At 38.1% G+C, this 19351-nt stretch carries 16 protein-coding genes and 1 pseudogene; 3 read left to right on the forward strand and 14 right to left on the reverse strand.

The genetic code is table 11. The annotated features are described in order from the left end of the window. Positions 1-123 precede the first annotated feature (123 nt). Together MKX57_RS15900 and MKX57_RS15905 are read left to right on the forward strand one after the other, a co-directional pair. Positions 124-2238, forward strand: a complete 2115-nt coding sequence (locus MKX57_RS15900; RefSeq protein WP_171365649.1) for a serine hydrolase domain-containing protein — start codon at positions 124-126, stop codon at positions 2236-2238. A gap of 555 nt (positions 2239-2793) precedes the next feature. Further along, complete coding sequence (locus MKX57_RS15905; protein ID WP_043990484.1) at positions 2794-4179, forward strand: glycine--tRNA ligase; 1386 nt, start codon at positions 2794-2796, stop codon at positions 4177-4179. 47 nt (positions 4180-4226) lie between these two features. Here the strand turns inward: MKX57_RS15905 and MKX57_RS15910 are convergent, their stop codons facing one another. Further along, positions 4227-5945 (reverse strand): HD domain-containing phosphohydrolase, encoded by a 1719-nt coding sequence (locus tag MKX57_RS15910; protein WP_089986145.1) that lies wholly within the window; start codon positions 5943-5945, stop codon positions 4227-4229. Between the two features lie 761 nt (positions 5946-6706). Here MKX57_RS15910 and MKX57_RS15915 point away from each other — a divergent pair. Continuing rightward, positions 6707-6865, forward strand: coding sequence for a hypothetical protein (locus MKX57_RS15915; protein WP_174804740.1), 159 nt, complete (start codon positions 6707-6709; stop codon positions 6863-6865). Between the two features lie 70 nt (positions 6866-6935). Here the strand turns inward: MKX57_RS15915 and MKX57_RS15920 are convergent. The 13 genes and pseudogenes from MKX57_RS15920 to MKX57_RS15980 all read right to left on the reverse strand — a co-directional run bounded on the left by MKX57_RS15920 (position 6936) and on the right by MKX57_RS15980 (position 19061). Then, positions 6936-8293, reverse strand: a pseudogene (locus MKX57_RS15920) (IS3 family transposase). 54 nt (positions 8294-8347) lie between these two features. Next, on the reverse strand, positions 8348-9136 hold the full coding sequence (gene recO / locus MKX57_RS15925; RefSeq protein WP_089986146.1) for a DNA repair protein RecO: 789 nt from the start codon (positions 9134-9136) through the stop codon (positions 8348-8350). A gap of 155 nt (positions 9137-9291) precedes the next feature. Beyond that, positions 9292-10209, reverse strand: coding sequence for a GTPase Era (gene era, locus MKX57_RS15930; RefSeq protein ID WP_342550409.1), 918 nt, complete (start codon positions 10207-10209; stop codon positions 9292-9294). Then, positions 10196-10609: a cytidine deaminase gene (locus MKX57_RS15935; protein WP_008179431.1), complete on the reverse strand. Its 414-nt coding sequence runs from the start codon at positions 10607-10609 to the stop codon at positions 10196-10198. The genes era and MKX57_RS15935 overlap by 14 nt, the downstream gene beginning before the upstream one ends. A gap of 65 nt (positions 10610-10674) precedes the next feature. Next, entirely contained in the window at positions 10675-11025 is a 351-nt protein-coding gene (locus tag MKX57_RS15940; protein WP_008179433.1) for a diacylglycerol kinase family protein, read from the reverse strand. Next, complete coding sequence (gene ybeY, locus MKX57_RS15945; RefSeq protein ID WP_008179435.1) at positions 11026-11499, reverse strand: rRNA maturation RNase YbeY; 474 nt, start codon at positions 11497-11499, stop codon at positions 11026-11028. An 8-nt stretch (positions 11500-11507) separates the two neighbouring features. Beyond that, positions 11508-13628 (reverse strand): HD family phosphohydrolase, encoded by a 2121-nt coding sequence (locus MKX57_RS15950; protein ID WP_008179437.1) that lies wholly within the window; start codon positions 13626-13628, stop codon positions 11508-11510. A gap of 213 nt (positions 13629-13841) precedes the next feature. Beyond that, positions 13842-14798, reverse strand: a complete 957-nt coding sequence (locus MKX57_RS15955) for a PhoH family protein (protein ID WP_008179439.1) — start codon at positions 14796-14798, stop codon at positions 13842-13844. 2 nt (positions 14799-14800) lie between these two features. Continuing rightward, entirely contained in the window at positions 14801-15913 is a 1113-nt protein-coding gene (locus MKX57_RS15960; RefSeq protein ID WP_008179441.1) for a sporulation protein YqfD, read from the reverse strand. Between the two features lies 1 nt (position 15914). After that, a complete protein-coding gene (locus MKX57_RS15965) occupies positions 15915-16163 on the reverse strand; it encodes a hypothetical protein (RefSeq protein ID WP_043990604.1) in 249 nt (82 codons plus the stop codon). 56 nt (positions 16164-16219) lie between these two features. After that, entirely contained in the window at positions 16220-16699 is a 480-nt protein-coding gene (locus MKX57_RS15970; RefSeq protein WP_089986149.1) for a hypothetical protein, read from the reverse strand. A gap of 25 nt (positions 16700-16724) precedes the next feature. Beyond that, complete coding sequence (floA, locus tag MKX57_RS15975; protein ID WP_008179446.1) at positions 16725-17729, reverse strand: flotillin-like protein FloA; 1005 nt, start codon at positions 17727-17729, stop codon at positions 16725-16727. A gap of 3 nt (positions 17730-17732) precedes the next feature. Beyond that, a complete protein-coding gene (locus tag MKX57_RS15980) occupies positions 17733-19061 on the reverse strand; it encodes an NfeD family protein (protein WP_342530047.1) in 1329 nt (442 codons plus the stop codon). Positions 19062-19351: the final 290 nt, after the last annotated feature.

Genomic DNA, 19351 nt, shown 5'->3' on the forward strand with positions numbered 1-19351 from the left:
ATTTTTTCACTTGTTCATACTCTGTTCATACTATCGTCACTGGCAGTACATCTCCGTTGTATAAGCTTTCCTTAGGACCCGTTAAGAGGTCCCATTAACAGCTAATGAAAGGAGAAGATTTAAATGATAATGAGAAAGGCAATGAAAATGAGGATGGGCACTAAAACATCAATCCTTGTAATCCTCATGCTAACTATACTAGCCCCCACGTCTACAATGGCCACAACTGCCGTCAATAACAGTGGTAGTCTTACATTTGAGGCGACCAAAGAAGTAGGCATAGAAAAAGCTAAGCTCCTAACTGAAACGTACGGCGCTACAAGTTTGCAATACGCACTCATCGATGATGGAGAAATTGTCATTTCAGGGCATGCTGGCAAAAACGATTTAAATGGCAATAGACCGCTTACTGCTAATACAATGTACGGTATAGGTTCTACGAGCAAAATGATGCTCACAGCGGCTGTTATGAAGCTTGTCGACGAAGGTAAGGTAGAGTTGGATTTGCCCGTAGTGAACTATATACCTGATTTTAAGATGAAAGACGACCGTTACAAACAAATTACACCTCGTATGCTCCTGAATCATTCCTCTGGCCTGCTAGGAACTTCGTCGCTAAATACCTTTTTATATGACGATAACGATTCATATGCATATGATTCTTTGCTAGAGCATTTAGCCACTCAAAACTTAAAGGCTGATCCGGGAGCATTTTCGGTTTACTGTAACGATGGTTTTACGTTAGCTGAAATTCTAATAGAACGAGTAAGTGGTATGAGCTTCACCGCATTTATCAGCAAGTATTTGACAGAGCCTCTAGAAATGAGCCATACGAAAACACCGAAGAATCTAGTGGATTCTTCAAAACTAGCGGGGATCTACTCCCCTGCCTTTAACGGACAACTACCTGCAGAAAATACTAACATTATTGCTACAGGCGGCATATATTCCACAGCTGAAGATCTCGTTAAATTCTCACAAATATTCACAGGACAGGTGAGTGATATTCTTACTCGTGAATCAGTAGAAGCCATGGCACAAGATGAGTATAAAAGAGGCATGTGGCCTGAGGAAGCTGATCCATCTTTCGTCGCTTACGGGCTAGGCTGGGATAGTGTACGCTTGTTCCCATTCAGTGAATATGGCATCAAGGCACTTACGAAAGGTGGAGATACATTATCTTATCATTCTTCATTAGTTGTACTTCCGGAATACAACATGGCTGCGGCTGTTGTCTCCTCAGGAGGTCAAAGCTTATTAGATCAACTGTTAGCTAATGAAATTCTGCTTAGTGCACTTCAGGAAAAAGGGATTATTCATGAACAGAAGCCGAAAAAGTCCCATGGCGTGCCTATAAAGGCTAAAATGCCACAGGAGTTATCGCAGCATGCAGGTATTTATGGTGGTATTTCAAGTGCGTTAATGAAGGTAGAAATTAATTCTCATGGTGAATTGTCTGTATCTATGCTTACGGTCCCTAATAACCCTATCCAAACGTATTCATATACAGCAGATGGTTCATTTGTGAACAAGGAAGGGACAGAAAAGATAAAGTTCATAGAGGAGAAAAATGGACACACCTATTTATGGTCCAGCTTGTATTTTAATGTACCGGGTCTTCCCCAAACAGCTGTCTCAGAGTATAAAGCTGAAAAGCTAGAAGCCAATATCTTAACGAAAGACATAGCTTCCGTATGGGAGAAACGTGAAGGGGAAAAATATTATTTGATGAATGAAAAATATTCATCGATGCTCTACACTAATTCTGCACCAACTGTAACAATTGATACGATTAAAGATGTTCCAGGCTATTTGTTAACTAATAAAATTATTGGAGCAAACCAAGCAGTTAACCAGCAACAAATCCCTGGCATGGCTGGTCGAGATACTATGGAAATTGAATTTTTCAAGAAAAATGGAGTGGAATATTTTACAGTAGCAGGAGGTTTATACGGTCACGAGGAGCTTGTAAAACCGCTCTACCCCGGCAAACAATCTGTGACAACGATCCAAGCGGACGGCCATGCTAAATGGTTTTTAGTACCAACAAATGCAAAAGAAAAAATCATGACAGTTAAAATGCCGTCCAATGGCTCCTTTGCTGTATACGACCAAGCAGGTAATTGCGTGAACTATACTGTCGTTAGTGGTATAAACGAAGTCTTATTACCAGAAAACGGTAGAGTTGTATTTGCAGGAGAAGTAGACGCCAAATTTGAGATTTCATTAAAAAAATAAATGTCCGCTTATCTAAAAAGCTGTCCTTCAGTCATTATTGACCGTATGGGACAGCTTTTTGGGAGGACTAGAAAAAGCCCCAAACAATATTTAGCTAAAATTCACAGTCCCCTCGTGTGACGAGGCTGTTGACAGTCAAAACTGGTTTATGGCCTTCTGAACATCATATGTTCTCTATACAGTTTAATAATGATTGCGAATCAATGAATTACGTGCTACAATGTTGACACATACGCTGGCTCTATTTATATTTTCGAGCAAATTGCGTTATACAGGCGATGATGGGAAAAAAGTATCTGTTCCATTCAAGAGCGAGTAGAAGATGGTGAAAGTCTACATAGCAACAGAGAAAAGGCACTCCTTGAGCTAACTTTTTGAAAAGAGGTTTTAAACGTTTTGTTTAAAACAATCAGGGTGGAACCGCGGGTATTAGCACTCGTCCCTGGGCATACATTGTGCCCGGAGACGGGTGCTATTTTCATTTAGTCAACACTGAATGAAAAGCTTTAGCGTTTTACCGCTAAAAAGGTGAAAAATTTTGAAGGAGGCTATTTTATGGCTAACAAATCAATGGAAACAATTGTATCATTAGCAAAACACCGAGGTTTTGTCTTCCCAGGCTCAGAAATCTACGGTGGTCTAGCAAACACTTGGGATTACGGTCCACTTGGTGTTGAATTAAAAAACAATATTAAAAAAGCTTGGTGGCAAAAATTCGTTCAGGAATCAGAGCACAATGTTGGTATCGATGCTGCCATCTTAATGAACCCAAAAGCTTGGGTGGCTTCTGGTCACGTTGGGAACTTTAATGATCCAATGATCGACTGTAAATCATGTAAGGCTCGCCATCGCGCTGATAAAATCATTGAAGACGCAGCGTTAGCAAAAGGTGATGAAATCATTGTTGATGGTATGACATTTGATCAAATGAAAGAAACAATGATTAAATACGATGTAGTTTGCCCTGATTGTGGAAAAGATGATTTCACAGATATTCGCCAATTCAACCTAATGTTTAAAACATTCCAAGGTGTAACAGAGTCTTCTACAAACGAGATTTTCTTACGTCCAGAAACAGCACAAGGTATTTTCGTAAACTTTAAAAATGTTCAACGCTCTATGCGTAAACGTACTCCATTTGGTATTGCACAAGTTGGTAAATCTTTCCGAAACGAAATTACACCAGGTAACTTTACTTTCCGTACACGTGAATTCGAACAAATGGAACTTGAATTCTTCTGTAAGCCAGGCGAGGATCTTGAATGGCACTCTTATTGGAAAGAATTCTGTAAAAATTGGTTATTAAACCTAGGCATGAAAGAAGATTCTATGCGTCTTCGCGATCACGAGGATGATGAGCTGTCTCACTACTCTAACGCGACAACGGATATCGAATTTAAATTCCCATTTGGCTGGGGAGAGCTTTGGGGTATCGCTGACCGTACAGATTATGATTTGAAACAACATATGGAGCATTCAGGTGAAGATTTCACTTATATTGATCCTGTTTCAAATGAACGTTATATTCCTTATTGTATCGAACCATCTTTAGGGGCTGACCGTGTGACATTAGCATTCCTATGCGATGCCTATGATGAAGAGGAGTTGGAAGGTGACGATAAACGTACTGTTTTACGTTTCCACCCAGCAATTGCACCATTTAAAGCCGCTGTTCTACCTCTTTCTAAAAAATTATCTGATGAAGCTACAGACGTTTGGGCTGAACTTCGCAAAGCGTTCCCTGTTGATTTTGATGAATCACAATCAATCGGTAAACGTTACCGTCGCCAAGATGAAATCGGTACACCATTCTGTATCACATACGATTTTGACTCAAAAGAAGATGGCCAAGTGACAGTACGTCACCGCGATTCTATGACACAAGTTCGTATGCCAATTTCAGAAGTTAAAGCCTATATTGAAAAACATCTTCAATTTTAATAGTTAAAATAAAGAGGGGGGTCGCCATTACTGGCAACTCCCTCTTCTTATGCTTTGTAAGTTGAAAATAAACGCTCTTGCATTTTTTCCTCAAATGAAAACTTTTTCACACTCATACCTATTAAGCTAACAAGTAATTCCTCTATATCGGCTAATGAATAATAGAGAAAGGCCCCTTCTCGCATTGGACGAACTCGCTTTTCAACGGTTTGTTCATCTTCAATAAAATAAGCGACATTGACATCACAATGCCCCATTAGCTGAGTAATACGTTGATCATCACCTGGATTAATGAAGAAAGGCACAATTTTATCAATATACAGAATGCTTTGCACAAGCTTAATGAAGAAGTTTTCACGAAGGGTTGTTTCCACAACTAGAATGGTCGTTTTTTCATGCTGATAATCCATATACAGAACGTTTAATTGTTCTTCTAATAATTTCTTTAAAATAGTAATAGAATTTCTATATTTCGTCATATCCGTTTGTATTTCTCTCGTTAACAGACGTAATATGCGAAAAGCTGGTAAAAATATTCTTAGGACAATTTCTTTCGGGTGTAAATGATCTATTAATTTACTAAAATGCATTCTTAGATTATTTTCATCACATCTGATTAATTGCTCCACGAATAGGTTAAAAATCTCTTCAAAGCTATTTGCACGATAATCAATCATTTTGGCTATTTTAACACTATAGTTCAAGGGTAGGTTCATTGATGTTTGCTCATCTAGTAATTTCACCTTGGGCAATGTAGGAAATAAATCGTAAACAAGCTCTACTTGTGCACTACGATTATCAGATAGCATCACAACAGAGTTAACGGGATAGATGCCTAAACATTCTACAAATTTATGCATGAATTTTTCGTTATATAAATGCCGGTCCTTGTATAAAACAGCTAACGCATCCGTTGCTCCATAACCATCGTGATAAACTCGCTTAGACGTCATCGCAGAATACACATCAATAATTTGTAGCAACTGTACTCCTTCACTCATATCATCCGCACAAAGCTGATTAGGATAACCTTTCCCAGCAAAGCGCTCATGATGATCTCGCGCTAAATAGGCGATATCTTCCTCTTCATTTTCGATAAGCAGCTCATAGCCCTTTGTTGTGTGTGTTTTAACAATTTCAAACTCATCTTCTGAGAGCTTACGCTTTAAATTTAAAATTTCTTGGGGGATAAAGACCTTCCCAATATCATGGAACAAATAACCTCTTGCTAATGTTTCGATATCTGTTAACCCCAAATATCTAGCAAAAATGGTTCCTAATACAAATACATCAAATGAATGGACAAAAGAATACTCATCCCATTCCTTTAAACGCATAAGTAACTCATAGCGATGTTTTTCTTCTAAAATTTTTTCAAAAACACCGCGAACATAAGCGGTATCTTGTATGCTTTTTAAAATTTGACCATAACGCAATTCATGGACAACATTCTCTAGAGTTGTCATAAAAAGTTGATGGACGGTTTCTTTATAGTCATCGATTGGATCTTTTTCCTCCATTAGTGGTGAAAATAAATCCTCGTATTCTCTCGTTCGCTGAGCACTTAAATCATGGACAATTCGAACTGAATCCGATGGTAGATAGACAGATAATTCATCTACTTTTCGAAGTTTAAGTAAAGCAATAATTCGCTCCGTTAAAACTAAATCCTTCTTAGCTAATAAACGATAATCTGAAAAGATATCTTCCGCTAAAATATCATCCGCTTCAACTTCACGAATACTTAAGGTTACTTTTCGTAGCATATTTTTGCCACATACGCTATGTACTAAGCACTATGTGACTCCCTCCTTCTTCCATAGGACTGCGTTATTCTGATAAACGTATAAAAATACGCTTTGCTGATAGAGGCTTGTTTTCTATTTCATAGGCATGTCAGATCTATATTAAGTACATTTATTTCGACAGGGGATTAAACGACTAAATTATATTAAAAAAATATAAATAAGAATATCTATATCACTTACAATATCATAGGTTAAAATACCTTTTCAACTAGTATATGGGACTCGAGTGATTAGTTTCTACTATTTATACATTGAAAACTACATAAAAACACAAGACTATTCTCACAATAACACATTCTTAGAAAAACAATAAAACGAAAAATTAAGTTATATAGACTCATAAATAAAATTTATAAATTTAATATTTAATATAAAAAACTAAATTCATGTAAAAATTTTATTTTGTAAAAATTGAAATTTTATTCATTTACAACACAATTTAATAGGAACACCAGGTTCAAGACTTTGAGGTCACATTACCAATTACATCATACAAAGGTTATAGTTCCCTCTATTATCCTTAATAAAATTTCTATATAAATTAGGTATTTTAGCTATCCCTTTCACAAAGTCCATATCATTCATGCTAGAAAATTTTACATACTATTATTTGGGGTATATGGTTGAGGTCTCAGCGTTTATTCTAACTAGCAATAGCATCAGCACAGTAACATTTTGTTATTGCTAGTCAATTTAGCAGGATTATATGATGGCCATTTATGGTAATACTGAACCTACTCACATGGGATGAAAATGAGGATATGTCAGAGGCTATCATAATTCATCCCTTAGCTGAAGGGGCAGGAAAATTAGTGATAACTGGATTTTCAGATGATTCAGAGGACTTCCTAAAAATTTTAGTACATGTAAAAATATAAATGGGAATTAGATCATAAAAAAAGCCAGAGGAATGTTATGATCTGACCCAAAAAAGTTAGACATATTTAGTTAAGCAGCTGCTAAGACCTGAGTTCGGTACTCCACCGGGCTTAGGTCTTTTAATTTTTCTTTCATTCGTTTGTGATTGTAATAGTGAATATAGTCTTTGAGTTCCTGTTTAAAATGTGCCATGGATTCAAATTCTTGTAGATACAGGAGTTCAGATTTTAATAAGCCAAAGAAATTTTCGATGACTGCGTTGTCCAAACAATTACCCTTACGGTACATACTCTGCGTAATACCATGTTGCTTTAATGTTTGTTGATACTTTTTCATTTGATAATGCCAACCTTGATCTTAATGAAGAATAACTTGATCACTTGATTCGAGGCGCTCCAATGCTTGTTCTAACATATTATGGACTAGTTTATACACTGGACGCTTCATTACCGTGTATGCAATGATTTCGCCATTACATAGATCAAGGACGGGTGATAAATAGCGTTTCTCACCAAATAGATGGAACTCTGTCACGTCTGTTACCCATTTCTCGTTCATTTTTTCCGCTGTAAAATCTCGTTGTAATATGTTTGGGACAATTTTTCCGACGTTACCTTTATACGAACGATATTTCTTCATGCGGACTTCACACTTTATGCCAATGGCATTCATCAAGCAGTTAATCGTTTTTGGATCGTGATGAATACCGATTTTTTTTAGTTCTTTGGTGATCCGACGACAACCATAACGTCCCTTATGTTCATGATAAATGGACTGAATTGCGATTTTCACATCAGCGTATTTATCATGACGATTCAAACGCTTTTTCCAGTAACAATACGTACTACGTGGAATATCAGCGACTTTGATTAATTCCACTACTTCATAGATTTCCTTTAGTTCATAAATTACTTACGCTTTGATTTGATTGGTAATTTTTCTTGCATTTGAACTAAAGTATTCAACTTTTTTAAGTACGCATTCTCCATTTCTAATTGTTTAATTCGTGCTTCTAACGCCTCAACAGATCCTTCAGCTGGTGTTGATTTCGTTGTTCTTTTTGTCTCTTTTTTCATAGATGGATGCCCCTTTTTCTTAGAAACAAGAGCATCATAACCACCAACTTCAAACTTCAACTTCCATTTCCGAATCATGCCAGGAGATGAAATATTGAATAGTGCAGCAGTGTCTCTCGAAGATGTACCTGTCTCGTTCATATAATTAAGTACATTCATTTTATAGTCAGCTGAATAGTTTGTATAGGACGTTAAGAAAGTCTCTACGCCATTTTTTTGATAACGGCGAACCCATTCACTGACAATCTGAGCTGTAACACCGATATCATTCGCAATTTCGATCAAAGTTTCATTTCCATTTAAATATCGTTGAACTGATTGAATACGTTGTTCAACACTTACTTTTGCCATAAAAAAACCCCCGTAAAAGTTAGATTGATGTCTAACTTTTACGGGGCAGTTCAGTTAAGGTTCTTCTGGCTTTTCTTCGTTCACAGTGCGTATTTGTAATTCAGGGGTTCTCTCTAACTGCTCGATGAACTTTCTCGTCTTAAAACGAATTCCGGTTTGTTCTTCATAGATTGTTGTTATAATTTTTTTTATAAAATATTTCGTTTCCTTTTTTAATTCAATTTTCCCGATTTGATCGATGGGAACTGTATAGAACATACGAATAAGCTTAAGTTGTGTCGGCGTTAGGCGAATAATATAGGGATCATGCTGATAACAACGATGGCATAAAAAACCACCTTGTACAAAGGAAAAAGCAAATTCCCCATCTACAGCCCCACATGCGGCACAGGCGTGTAATATAGGCTGGACTCCTGTATAGGGTAGCATCTTCCATTCAGCAAAGAGTGTGATGGATTCAGGATCATAGCCATCCTCTATCGCTTGGAGCGCTTGCAGCAGGACATCAAAGGCGAAAGGCTCTGGTTTTCCCTCTTCTACGACCCGCTCCACAAGTTCCATAATATAGCTAGCATAGGCAGTAGCTATGATATCCTCACGAATATGGCGCATTGAATTCAAATGCTCCCCTTGTTGCAATGTCCCCATACCAGTATGGTGTTGTACCATAAACATGCCATATGTAAAAGGCTGTGTGACCGACGCTAATCTACTAGAAGGCTTTTTCGCACCTCTTGCCATGGTTGCTACCTTCCCTGCCTCCCGCGTAAGCAACGTAACAATTTTATTAGATTCACCATAAGCGCGTACTTTTAAAACAATTCCTTCCCATTTATGAAGCATAGTCCCCCTCCTTTCCTATAAACTGTCCATGAAAATAGAGCTCTCCAAAATATTTTGGACAGCTCAAAGTAAAATCTATATGACCGAGGGCATTCACACCGCCAATGCTGTAGACCTTAGTTTTTTGACGGTGTTACCCTAGTCAGCAAAGCATCTTAATACTCATCGTCACGGAAGCCGAAATCACGTAAATGTGTTGATTTATTACGCCAATCTTTTTGGACTTTTACCCATAGTTCTAAATAGACTTTAGAACCTAATAGCATTTCGATATCCTTTCGTGCACGTGTCCCTACTTCTTTTAATAGGGCACCACGTTTACCAATGACAATACCTTTTTGAGAATCACGTTCAACCATTATAGTGGCTGAGACATGAATTTTATCATTGTTTTCCTCATCTCGACGGATTTTATCAATAACAACCGCAATGGAATGTGGAATTTCTTCGCGCGTTAAATGTAATACTTTTTCACGAATAAGCTCAGAAATGATGAAACGCTCTGGATGATCCGTTACTTGGTCAGCTGGGTAATATTGTGGCCCATCTGGTAAATATTTCGACAACGTGTCCAATAAGTTTTCTACGTTATTGCCTTGTAACGCTGAGATAGGAATAATTTCAGCAAATTCATAGCGTTCCTTATAGCTTTCGATAATTCCAAGTAATTCATCTGGATGAATCTGATCGATTTTATTAATAACAAGGAATACTGGCGTCGAATTTCCCGCCAACATTTCTAGTATAAATTCATCGCCTTTGCCAAGCTTCTGCTCAGCATTCACCATGAATAAAATCACGTCCACTTCACGCAATGTATTTTTGGCAACTTTTAACATAAAATCACCAAGTTTATGTTTTGGCTTATGGATACCTGGTGTATCAATAAAAATCATTTGGCTATCTGTTGATGTCAGTACACCTTGTACTTTATTTCGTGTTGTTTGTGGTTTATCACTCATGATCGCAATTTTTTGGCCAATGACACGATTCAAAAATGTCGATTTACCAACATTGGGACGACCAATAATAGAGATAAAGCCTGACTTATAGCCACTTCTAGTTTCCAGCATTCTCTAAATCCTCCGTTGTAAATGCAAACGGTAATAATTCGCCCACTGACGTTACCGTAACATCACCTTTTAAATTCGTTAAATAAACAGGCATCGTCGGTGCGCAAAATTCCATCATCACCTGACGACATGCTCCACATGGTGCGCATGGGCCTTCTGTATCTGCAACAATAGCAATAGCCTCGAATTCATAAGTACCTTCTGACACAGCCTTAAAAAATGCTGTACGCTCAGCACAATTCGTCATACTATAGCCTGCATTTTCAATATTACAACCGTGAATAACTTCTCCGGCCTTCGTTAAAAGAGCTGCTCCTACTTTAAATTTTGAGTATGGAACATATGCTTTTTCACGCGCTTTTTTAGATTCCTCTAGTAATGCATGCATATCAATTGTCATCTATCATATTTCTCCCTCACGTTAGTATAATACAGTTAATTTTTCATATCAGATACTCACTTCGATTACAACCATTTTGGTAAGAAGATAAGTAATCCGATTATAGCACTGAATAGCGCAAATACAAGCACAGCACCTGCTGCGATATCTTTTGCCTGCTTGGCGAGTGGGTGAAGGTTCGGCGATGCCAAATCCACTACTCTTTCAATAGCTGTATTAATCATTTCCAATGCAAACATAAGTGCTATTAATAGTAGCACAATATACCATTCCGTTCGAGACAAACCTGTAAAATAACCAGCCAGTATGACAATGACTGCACTCACAATATGTGATCTTAAATTTTGTTCTTTACTTGCAGTTATAATGCCTTCAAACGCATAGCCAAATGATCGCAAGTATTTACGCAAATCCATTTAATCTCGTCCTAAACCAAAAGTTTGTAATATTTCATCTTGTTTTGTAAACATCACTTTTTCCTCTTCAGGCTCCATATGGTCATAACCGAGTAAATGTAAAAAGCCATGGACAGCTAAAAAACCCAATTCTCTTTCAAAGGAGTGATTGTATTCCTCAGCTTGCTCTTTTGCACGATCTGTCGAAATAATAATATCGCCTAGTATACGGGGCATTCCTTCAAAAGTTACAGTCATTTCACCTTCACCTAGTTCCTCCAATGCAAAGGAAATGACATCGGTTGGTTGATCTTTCCCGCGATACTCGCGATTTATATCTTGAATCGTGTCATTTGTGACAAACGTCACAGAAACCTCTGTTTCTGGCTCGATGTTTTCTACACTCGCTGCATGTTGCAAAAGCTTTTCTACAAGCTCTATATGTTGTGCCGCCACTTCATTTGTTTCATCTGTAAAATCAATTGTTAAAATCATAGATCCTCCTACTTATCTGCCTTTGGATATTCAATACGTGAATGGAAAATCCCGTTCAACGTTTCGCAAAGTACTCTCTCTATACATTTTAACTCTTTTATTGAAATATCGCATTCATCAAACTGGTTATCTTGTACTCGATCGTCAATAATAGCTCGTACTAGCTTATGAATTTTCTCAGCATTCGGCTCTTTCATTGAACGTACTGCTGCCTCTACACTATCTGCCACACTTATAACCGCTGCTTCCTTCGTTTGCGGTTTTGGGCCAGGATATCTAAACGTAGCCTCATCAAAGGATTTCCCTTGCTCTTTCGCTTTAAACAAGAAAAATTTTAACAAACTTGTCCCATGATGCTGCAACGCAATATCAATAATTTCCTGAGGCATTTTATAGCGTCTTAACATGTCTGCACCGTCAGTTGTATGAGCAATGATAATTTCTGCACTTGTTTCAGGAGGCAAAGAATCGTGCGGATTAATGCCTGACATCTGATTTTCAATGAAGAAAGCTGGTCTCTTTGTTTTTCCGATATCATGATAGTAGCACCCTACACGAGCTAGTAACCCATCTGCTCCTATTTCTTCACAGGCAGCTTCAGCTAAGTTTGCGACCATCACACTATGATGATATGTTCCTGGTGCTTCCATTAGTAATTTTTTTAATAATGGATGATTTGGATTGGATAGCTCAATTAAACGTAATGACGATAATAAACTAAATGCTGACTCAAAGAATGGTAAAAGACCCATTGTCAACGCACCAGAAAGCAATGCAGATAACATAGCCGCTACAAAGTAAAACACTAATTCTGGTAAACCATAGGATGATTGTGTCATTAATAAATAGAAGGCGATAAAAGCCATATTTACAAGAGAAATAACCGCAACTGCCTGTAAAATATGGGACCGCTTCTCAACACTACGCAAAAAGAATAAACTTGCAAACCCTCCGAAAATGATATAAAGCGTAATTTCCATTTGCATAACGGATGAATAGCCTTCTTGAAAAATAACGCCAGCCGAAGCAGCAGTCATAACTGTAACAAGCACTGCTGCTTTATCATCTGCCAATAGACGGACAAGCATCGTAGCCAATGCTGTTGGGAAAAGGAAGGCAATGGTCACATCAAATCCGCCAGAAACTAAGCTAATAAATTTCATTAGCAAGATGGACAAACTATAAACAATCACTGTTACCAATAATGCATTTCGTTTTTTTCGTTCGTTAGCCTCCCAACGCTCGAATAAAATATACATAAACACCATTTGGAGCAGTGTTAAAATTATGAGTCCTGCAATTGGTTTTAAGGAAGCTTGATTACTAATCATCCCTAAAAGCTCTAATTGTCGAAATGCCTCTTTATCAATAATCTGGCCTTCCTGCACAATAATTTGACCTTGTAAAATTCTTGTAGGCTCTACACTTTCCTTCGCTTGTTCTTTTCTTATTTTCGTTTGCTCTTCGTTAACGGTTTCATTTTCAATGATGCTTGTACGGCCAATTAAAACAACCGTATTGAATATTTTATCTGGATACCCTCTTTGTCCTCGAATTTTCGTCTCAAAGTCATTTTGAGCAACAAAGACATTTTCAGGTCGAATGGATTTTTGTAAGTATTCCTCTACGGTTTTGGATAATTGGATACTTGTTCTATTTAAATCCTCATCGCTCTGCACTAAAAGTCCTTCTAGCTGTGAATCCGTGAAGATGAGTGGCATTTGATCTTCATCGAGCGATTCAAATTTTTTGCGAAGCTGCCCTACTTGATCGGCAATTGCAATAGGTTCCTTACTATTTGCCACATCCTTTTTTACCTCAAGTACATAATCAAATAACGATGTGACAATCGCTGCTCTTTGCTTGGCGACATCCTCCGAAAATTGATAGACCGGGCCTACTGCAGTTGCGGCTTTTTCCCGCTCTTGCTGTGTCTTGTAGGTATCTTCTATTGTTTTAGTAGATCGTACGGTTTCAGGGGCTAACTGTAAAGGTTTGAAATCATATGTAACTCCTTTAACATTGCCATACATCAATCCAAATTGTAGGCATCCTGTTAAAATGAGAATGATGATAATAAAATAGCGAAAACCGATAAGCTCTGTAAATTTTCGAAGTTGTTTCTCCATCTGGCACCTCCTCTATCTACCTTCTATCATACCAATTCAACATACATTTTTCTCGAAAAATGTATAAGAAAGCAAAAAACAACTATACAAATTCGTATAGCTGTCACATTTTTTTCCATATTTTAATCATTCACATTTTCAGGGCAGACTTGTTTAACCCTGTTGCCCCTGTCGCTTCGCTTTCGGGGCAGACTTTAGAAAGGCTTTGCCATTCTAAAGTTGCTGTTCTTCGTAGGCTTGGATGATTTTGGCTACTATTGGGTGACGGACAACATCCCCCTGTTCTAGCACTTGGAAATGGATTGATTTTACATATTTTAATGTACGTTCTGCTACGATTAAGCCAGACTCCGTATTTTTAGGCAAATCGATTTGTGTTTTATCACCTGTAATTACCATTTTCGACCCGAAGCCTAATCGTGTTAAAAACATTTTCATTTGTTGATGAGTTGTATTTTGTGCTTCATCTAAAATAACGAAAGCATCATCTAATGTACGGCCACGCATATAAGCCAATGGAGCAATTTCAATCGTTCCTCGTTCAATCAATCGTTGGGTCTGTTCAGACCCGTAGATGTCGTTTAAGGCGTCATAGAGAGGTCTTAAATAAGGATCTACCTTTTCCTTTAAATCACCAGGAAGGAAGCCTAGAGACTCTCCTGCTTCAACAGCGGGACGAGTTAAAATAATGCGCTTGACATGCCCATTTTTAAGTGCCTGCGTTGCCATGACTACCGCTAAATACGTTTTCCCAGTACCGGCTGGACCTATACCAAAAACAACGTCTTTATGACGGATTGCTTGTATGTATTCTCGTTGACCAATTGTTTTTGCACGAATTGGTTTACCTTTTGTCGTGCGTGCTATTTCTTCATCATAAAGTTCTGCGAAATATTCAATGGTACCTTTTTGAGTCATTTCAATAGCTGTAGATACATCACGTTGATCAATATTAATACCTTTGCGAATGACCTTCAATAATGCATGCAGCAGATATGTTGCCTGTTCCTTAGCACTTTCTTCACCCGCAAGTTGAATTTGTTCACCACGGGTAATGATATGAACATTAAGTGCTTCCTCAACCAGCTTCATATTTGCATCGGAAATTCCGAGTAGCATAACCGCTTCGTTTGGATTATCCACTTGTAATACAGTTAACTGTTCTGACATAATCATTCTCCTTGTAGGCCATGTATTGGACTTGCAATGTTTTCATTGACTAAAAATAGAACTTTCCCTTCAACTGTACCATTACCCCACTTTGCCTGTAAAAGGTTTTCTTTTTTGATGATGGATTTAGCAGGTAACGAACGTATTACTTTTTCATGCAGGAGTGGGATGAGTAAAGTCTCAATTTTCGATTCATCAAGCTCCACCTGCATCGTTTTCGTTTGCTGTTCCTCCACAATTGACACATAAGGGTCTAGCCAATTCGGTAAATCCTTTTTTTGCACATAATCAACTTTTTCTTGATGAATACCTTTCACCAATACTCGCCATTGCTTTTGTTGCAAGGTTTCCATTGTAATTTTTGTAGGAATTTTAAAAGTACATTCTAGCCAATAGTCTGCATAAACCTCGCCCTTTGCGCCAACAAAGACATGATTTGTTCCACTTTCAATCACACCACTAACAAGAACATCCCCCTCATAGGCTGTATCATTTACTGAAATTTTCCGCTCCCCATTTTGGATATCAAAGTGAGTAATAATACCGCTTTTCGTTGCTACTAGTTGCGATGCCAATTTTTCATTTGTCTGCTTCGTTTGTTTAGGTGACTCCTGTGGTCTTAGTACCACGCGTCCCCCATTTTTTTCAATATGCACCCAAGAAAGTTCTCGATGCTGTTCTAGTAGCTTTTGCCGTATAACAGTATTAGAAGGTAAATTTTTTTTAGAAAGTGGTGTTTCTATTTGAAATGTATCATGAAAGGTTTTACCTAAGCGCTGCTCCAATTCAGGTGTCGCGGCTTCAATGTCTACTTTCCAAATCACTTGCGCACCAATTATTGGGATGGCAATCATTAAAGCCAAACCAATCAAAGTCCAAACCTGAGCTCGGAAAACTTGCAGCTCATCCGCATAAAAAACAGCCATTTTCAAACGAAAGCCTCTTCGTATACGGCGAATTTTTGGTAAATGATGCATCGTTGTTTCAAATGAAACCTCTTGTTCTCTAAAGACAACACGCTTTAATGGAACATGTTGTGCGTGCAATGCTTGAATAAAAGGATGAACATTTTCATGGCGCTTTATACGTATAATGATTGGCCGATTATTCCACATTTTAGCTCACACCCATATTCTTTGTCATTTTCATATGAATCTCTTGTAAATTTTCAACAGAAAGATGAAGCATTTCTTCTTTTAGTGCATGAATCTTCACCAGATCCGCAGTAACAGTAATATGATAATCTGCATAAGCAAACGAACATGTCGTTGCATCTGCATGAATAAAACGATAAGGTCCAATGATTTTTAATGATTCAAATTCGGACAATTCAAGTAGTGGCGTTAATTGAAATAATTTTTTCATAAAAAAAATGCCTCCTTCTTCGGCAATATATGCATCGAAAAAGGAGGACATGCTAGTTATTTTCTTTTTGCTTTTGGAGGACCTAATATTTCAGCCATTACCACAGCCTGCATGAGAGCCGTTTTAGATTGTGGAACTTGAAAAGGAGAATGAGTCCCAGTTGCTTTCACTTCTTCCTTCCCAGCTGCTAATCGTCCTTTTCGCTCTCGAGTAGACGAGCGGTGTGGCACATCAGCTGGAATGACAGGTGGCGCAACATAGCTTGGTACTTCCTTCTTCACTTGTTCCTCAACATTTTTTTTAGTGTCTTGAACCTTTTCATTTTCTGGAATCCAATCCCCAATAAATTCTCGAGCAAAATCTTCAAAACTTTGCGGTTTTTGATGACGTTGCGGAGTTTCTTCCAAAACAGGTGACTCTACACGTGTATCCTTATTATTAAAAGGAGGCATCGGTTTTTGTGGTTTCTTATTTTTTGATTTTCCGAAAATAGAGCTGACTATGGCAATTATTGCAAAAATAATTAATTGTTCCATATGTTAGTTCCGCTCCTTTCCGTTATTAAACATTTGGTTCGTTTGTTTCAGGTTTATCGTTGCTTACTTTTGAAATGGAATCACGCATAGCCGTATCAGCTTGAATGTTACGATAGTTCATGTAATCCATAATACCAAGATTACCTGAGCGTAATGCTTCCGCCATCGCTTGAGGTACTTCTGCTTCAGCTTCTACAACTTTCGCTTTCATCTCTTGAACACGGGCAATCATTTCTTGCTCATTCGCTACAGCCATTGCACGACGCTCTTCGGCCTTCGCTTGGGCAATGTTTTTATCTGCTTGCGCTTGTTCAATTTGTAATTCTGCACCAATGTTTTTACCGATATCTACATCAGCAATATCAATGGATAAGATTTCAAAGGCTGTTCCTGAATCCAAACCTTTTGATAAAACTGTTTGTGAAATCATATCCGGATTTTCTAATACTTCTGTATGGCTAGTTGCCGAACCAATTGTAGAAACAATCCCTTCCCCTACACGGGCAATAACAGTTTCTTCACCAGCACCACCGACTAAACGCTCGATGTTGGCACGTACCGTAATACGGGCTTTAGCCTTTACCTCAATCCCGTTCATCGCTACACCTGAAATAAATGGTGTTTCAATAACTTTTGGGTTTACAGACATTTGAACTGCCTCTAATACATCTCGCCCAGCTAAATCAATCGCGGCACAGCGCTCAAATGATAATTCAATATTCGCGCGGTGAGCAGCAATTAATGCATTGACAACTCGGTCTACATTACCACCAGCTAAATAGTGACTTTCAAGCTGGTTAATCGTAACAGGTAAACCTGCTTTATGTGCTTTAATCAACGGATTTACGATTCGAGACGGAATTACACGACGTAAACGCATCCCAATTAATGTGAAAATGCTAACACGGACGCCTGCAGCCAGTGCAGAAATCCATAGTGCTACTGGTACAAAGGTAAAGAATACCGCTAGTACAATGAATAAAATAACCAGTCCAGCGATAGGACCAATTAATGCTAAATCAAAACCCATTTTCTATTCCTCCATCTCTTTTTCTGTTTGTCTCACGACAATGCGTGAGCCTTCAACTTTAATAATTTCTACATGTTTATTTGCATCGACATAGCCGCCCTCTGATACAACATCAATGCGTTCACTGCCAAGAACCATTGTACCCGATGGACGTAAAGGAGTAAGTGTAGTCCCTACTTTTCCTAACAATTCTGTGCGATTGACGTTGGATACATAGCCCTCTTCTGTCGTAGTTGCATCCATTAACACCAGCCTGTTTAAGACATGCAGTTTTTTCCCGAAAAATTTCATCAGAATCACCATTCCTATAATCGCTATTACAAGCGCAATGAGAATTGCTATTATCATTTGCATAATATTTGCACCTGCCAGTAATAAACTTAGTATTATGAGAACACCACCTAAAATACCGACAATTCCACCAGGAACAAAAAACTCTGCAACTACAAGTGCTAAACCAATAATTAATAACAATAAGGATTCATAGCCAGCAAAGCCTGCAACCATATGTCCAAAGAAAAATAAACCAAGTGCTGATAATCCCATTATACCTGGAACTCCAAATCCTGGCGAATAGAGTTCCATTACAAGACCTAGACTTGCAATGGATAATAAAATTGGAACAATAATTGGATTTGTAATAAAACGAGCCAATTTCTCAGAGAATGTTGGTTCGATTGGAACGACATCACTTTCTTGTAAGTCTATTTTCTCTAAAAGTTCCTGAAAATTTTTCACGGTACCCTCTGAGTATTGGACCTTAAATGCCTCCGATGCTGAAAGCGTTAATAGATTTTTTCCTTCCGCACGGTATTCCGGCAATTCATAACTCGAATCAGCCATTGCTAAAGCATACTTAGGATCTCGACCTGATGTCTCCGCTGCTGCCGACATTTGAGCAAGCCATGCACTATTGGCTTTCAAATCGGCCGCATTACCTGCTGAATCGATAACAGCTGCTGCACCGATTGTTCCATTGGGTACCATGTAGATTTCATCCGCATGTAAGGCTAAAAAAGCACCTGCTGAATGGGCATCCTTATTAATAAAAGCAATCGTCCGTATATCCGTTGCATCCATAAGCATGGCGATATCACTTGCTGCATTTACAAATCCGCCAGGCGTATGTATATCTAAGATAATCGCTTTCGCATTGTTTTCTTTAGCCTCATTAAAAGCTCGTTGTAAAAATGCGTGAAGCCCTCGCTCCACTTCATTATGAATAGGAACGTGGTAGACCTTACTGCTTGCAAAAGCCGAAGTTAATGGAAACGCTAACAAAAAAGTCATCCATATCACTAGTAAGTAACTAAGGATTCTCCGTTTTCGCACCTTTTTCCCTCCCTTCTAACATGCTTCTCCTCTGTATATACGGTCGAACATGTAAAAAGTTTCACAAATCTAAAAAATTATTTCAGCGATATGTACATGTTGCTTATACTACGTAGTATTACACAAAAAAGCCGAATGAATCTACATGATATCCATCCGGCTTTTTCATATGTACGTAAAACGAGCAATGTAAAATACCTGAAATTAATTACAGCTGTAATTAATTCCAGGTATATCTTTGTCTGCTCAGTGAATCATACGATTGCGTGTTATGAACGTAGGGATTTTTA

The sequence above is a fragment of the Lysinibacillus sp. FSL M8-0216 genome (assembly GCF_038595555.1).
GTDB lineage: Bacteria > Bacillota > Bacilli > Bacillales_A > Planococcaceae > Lysinibacillus > Lysinibacillus fusiformis.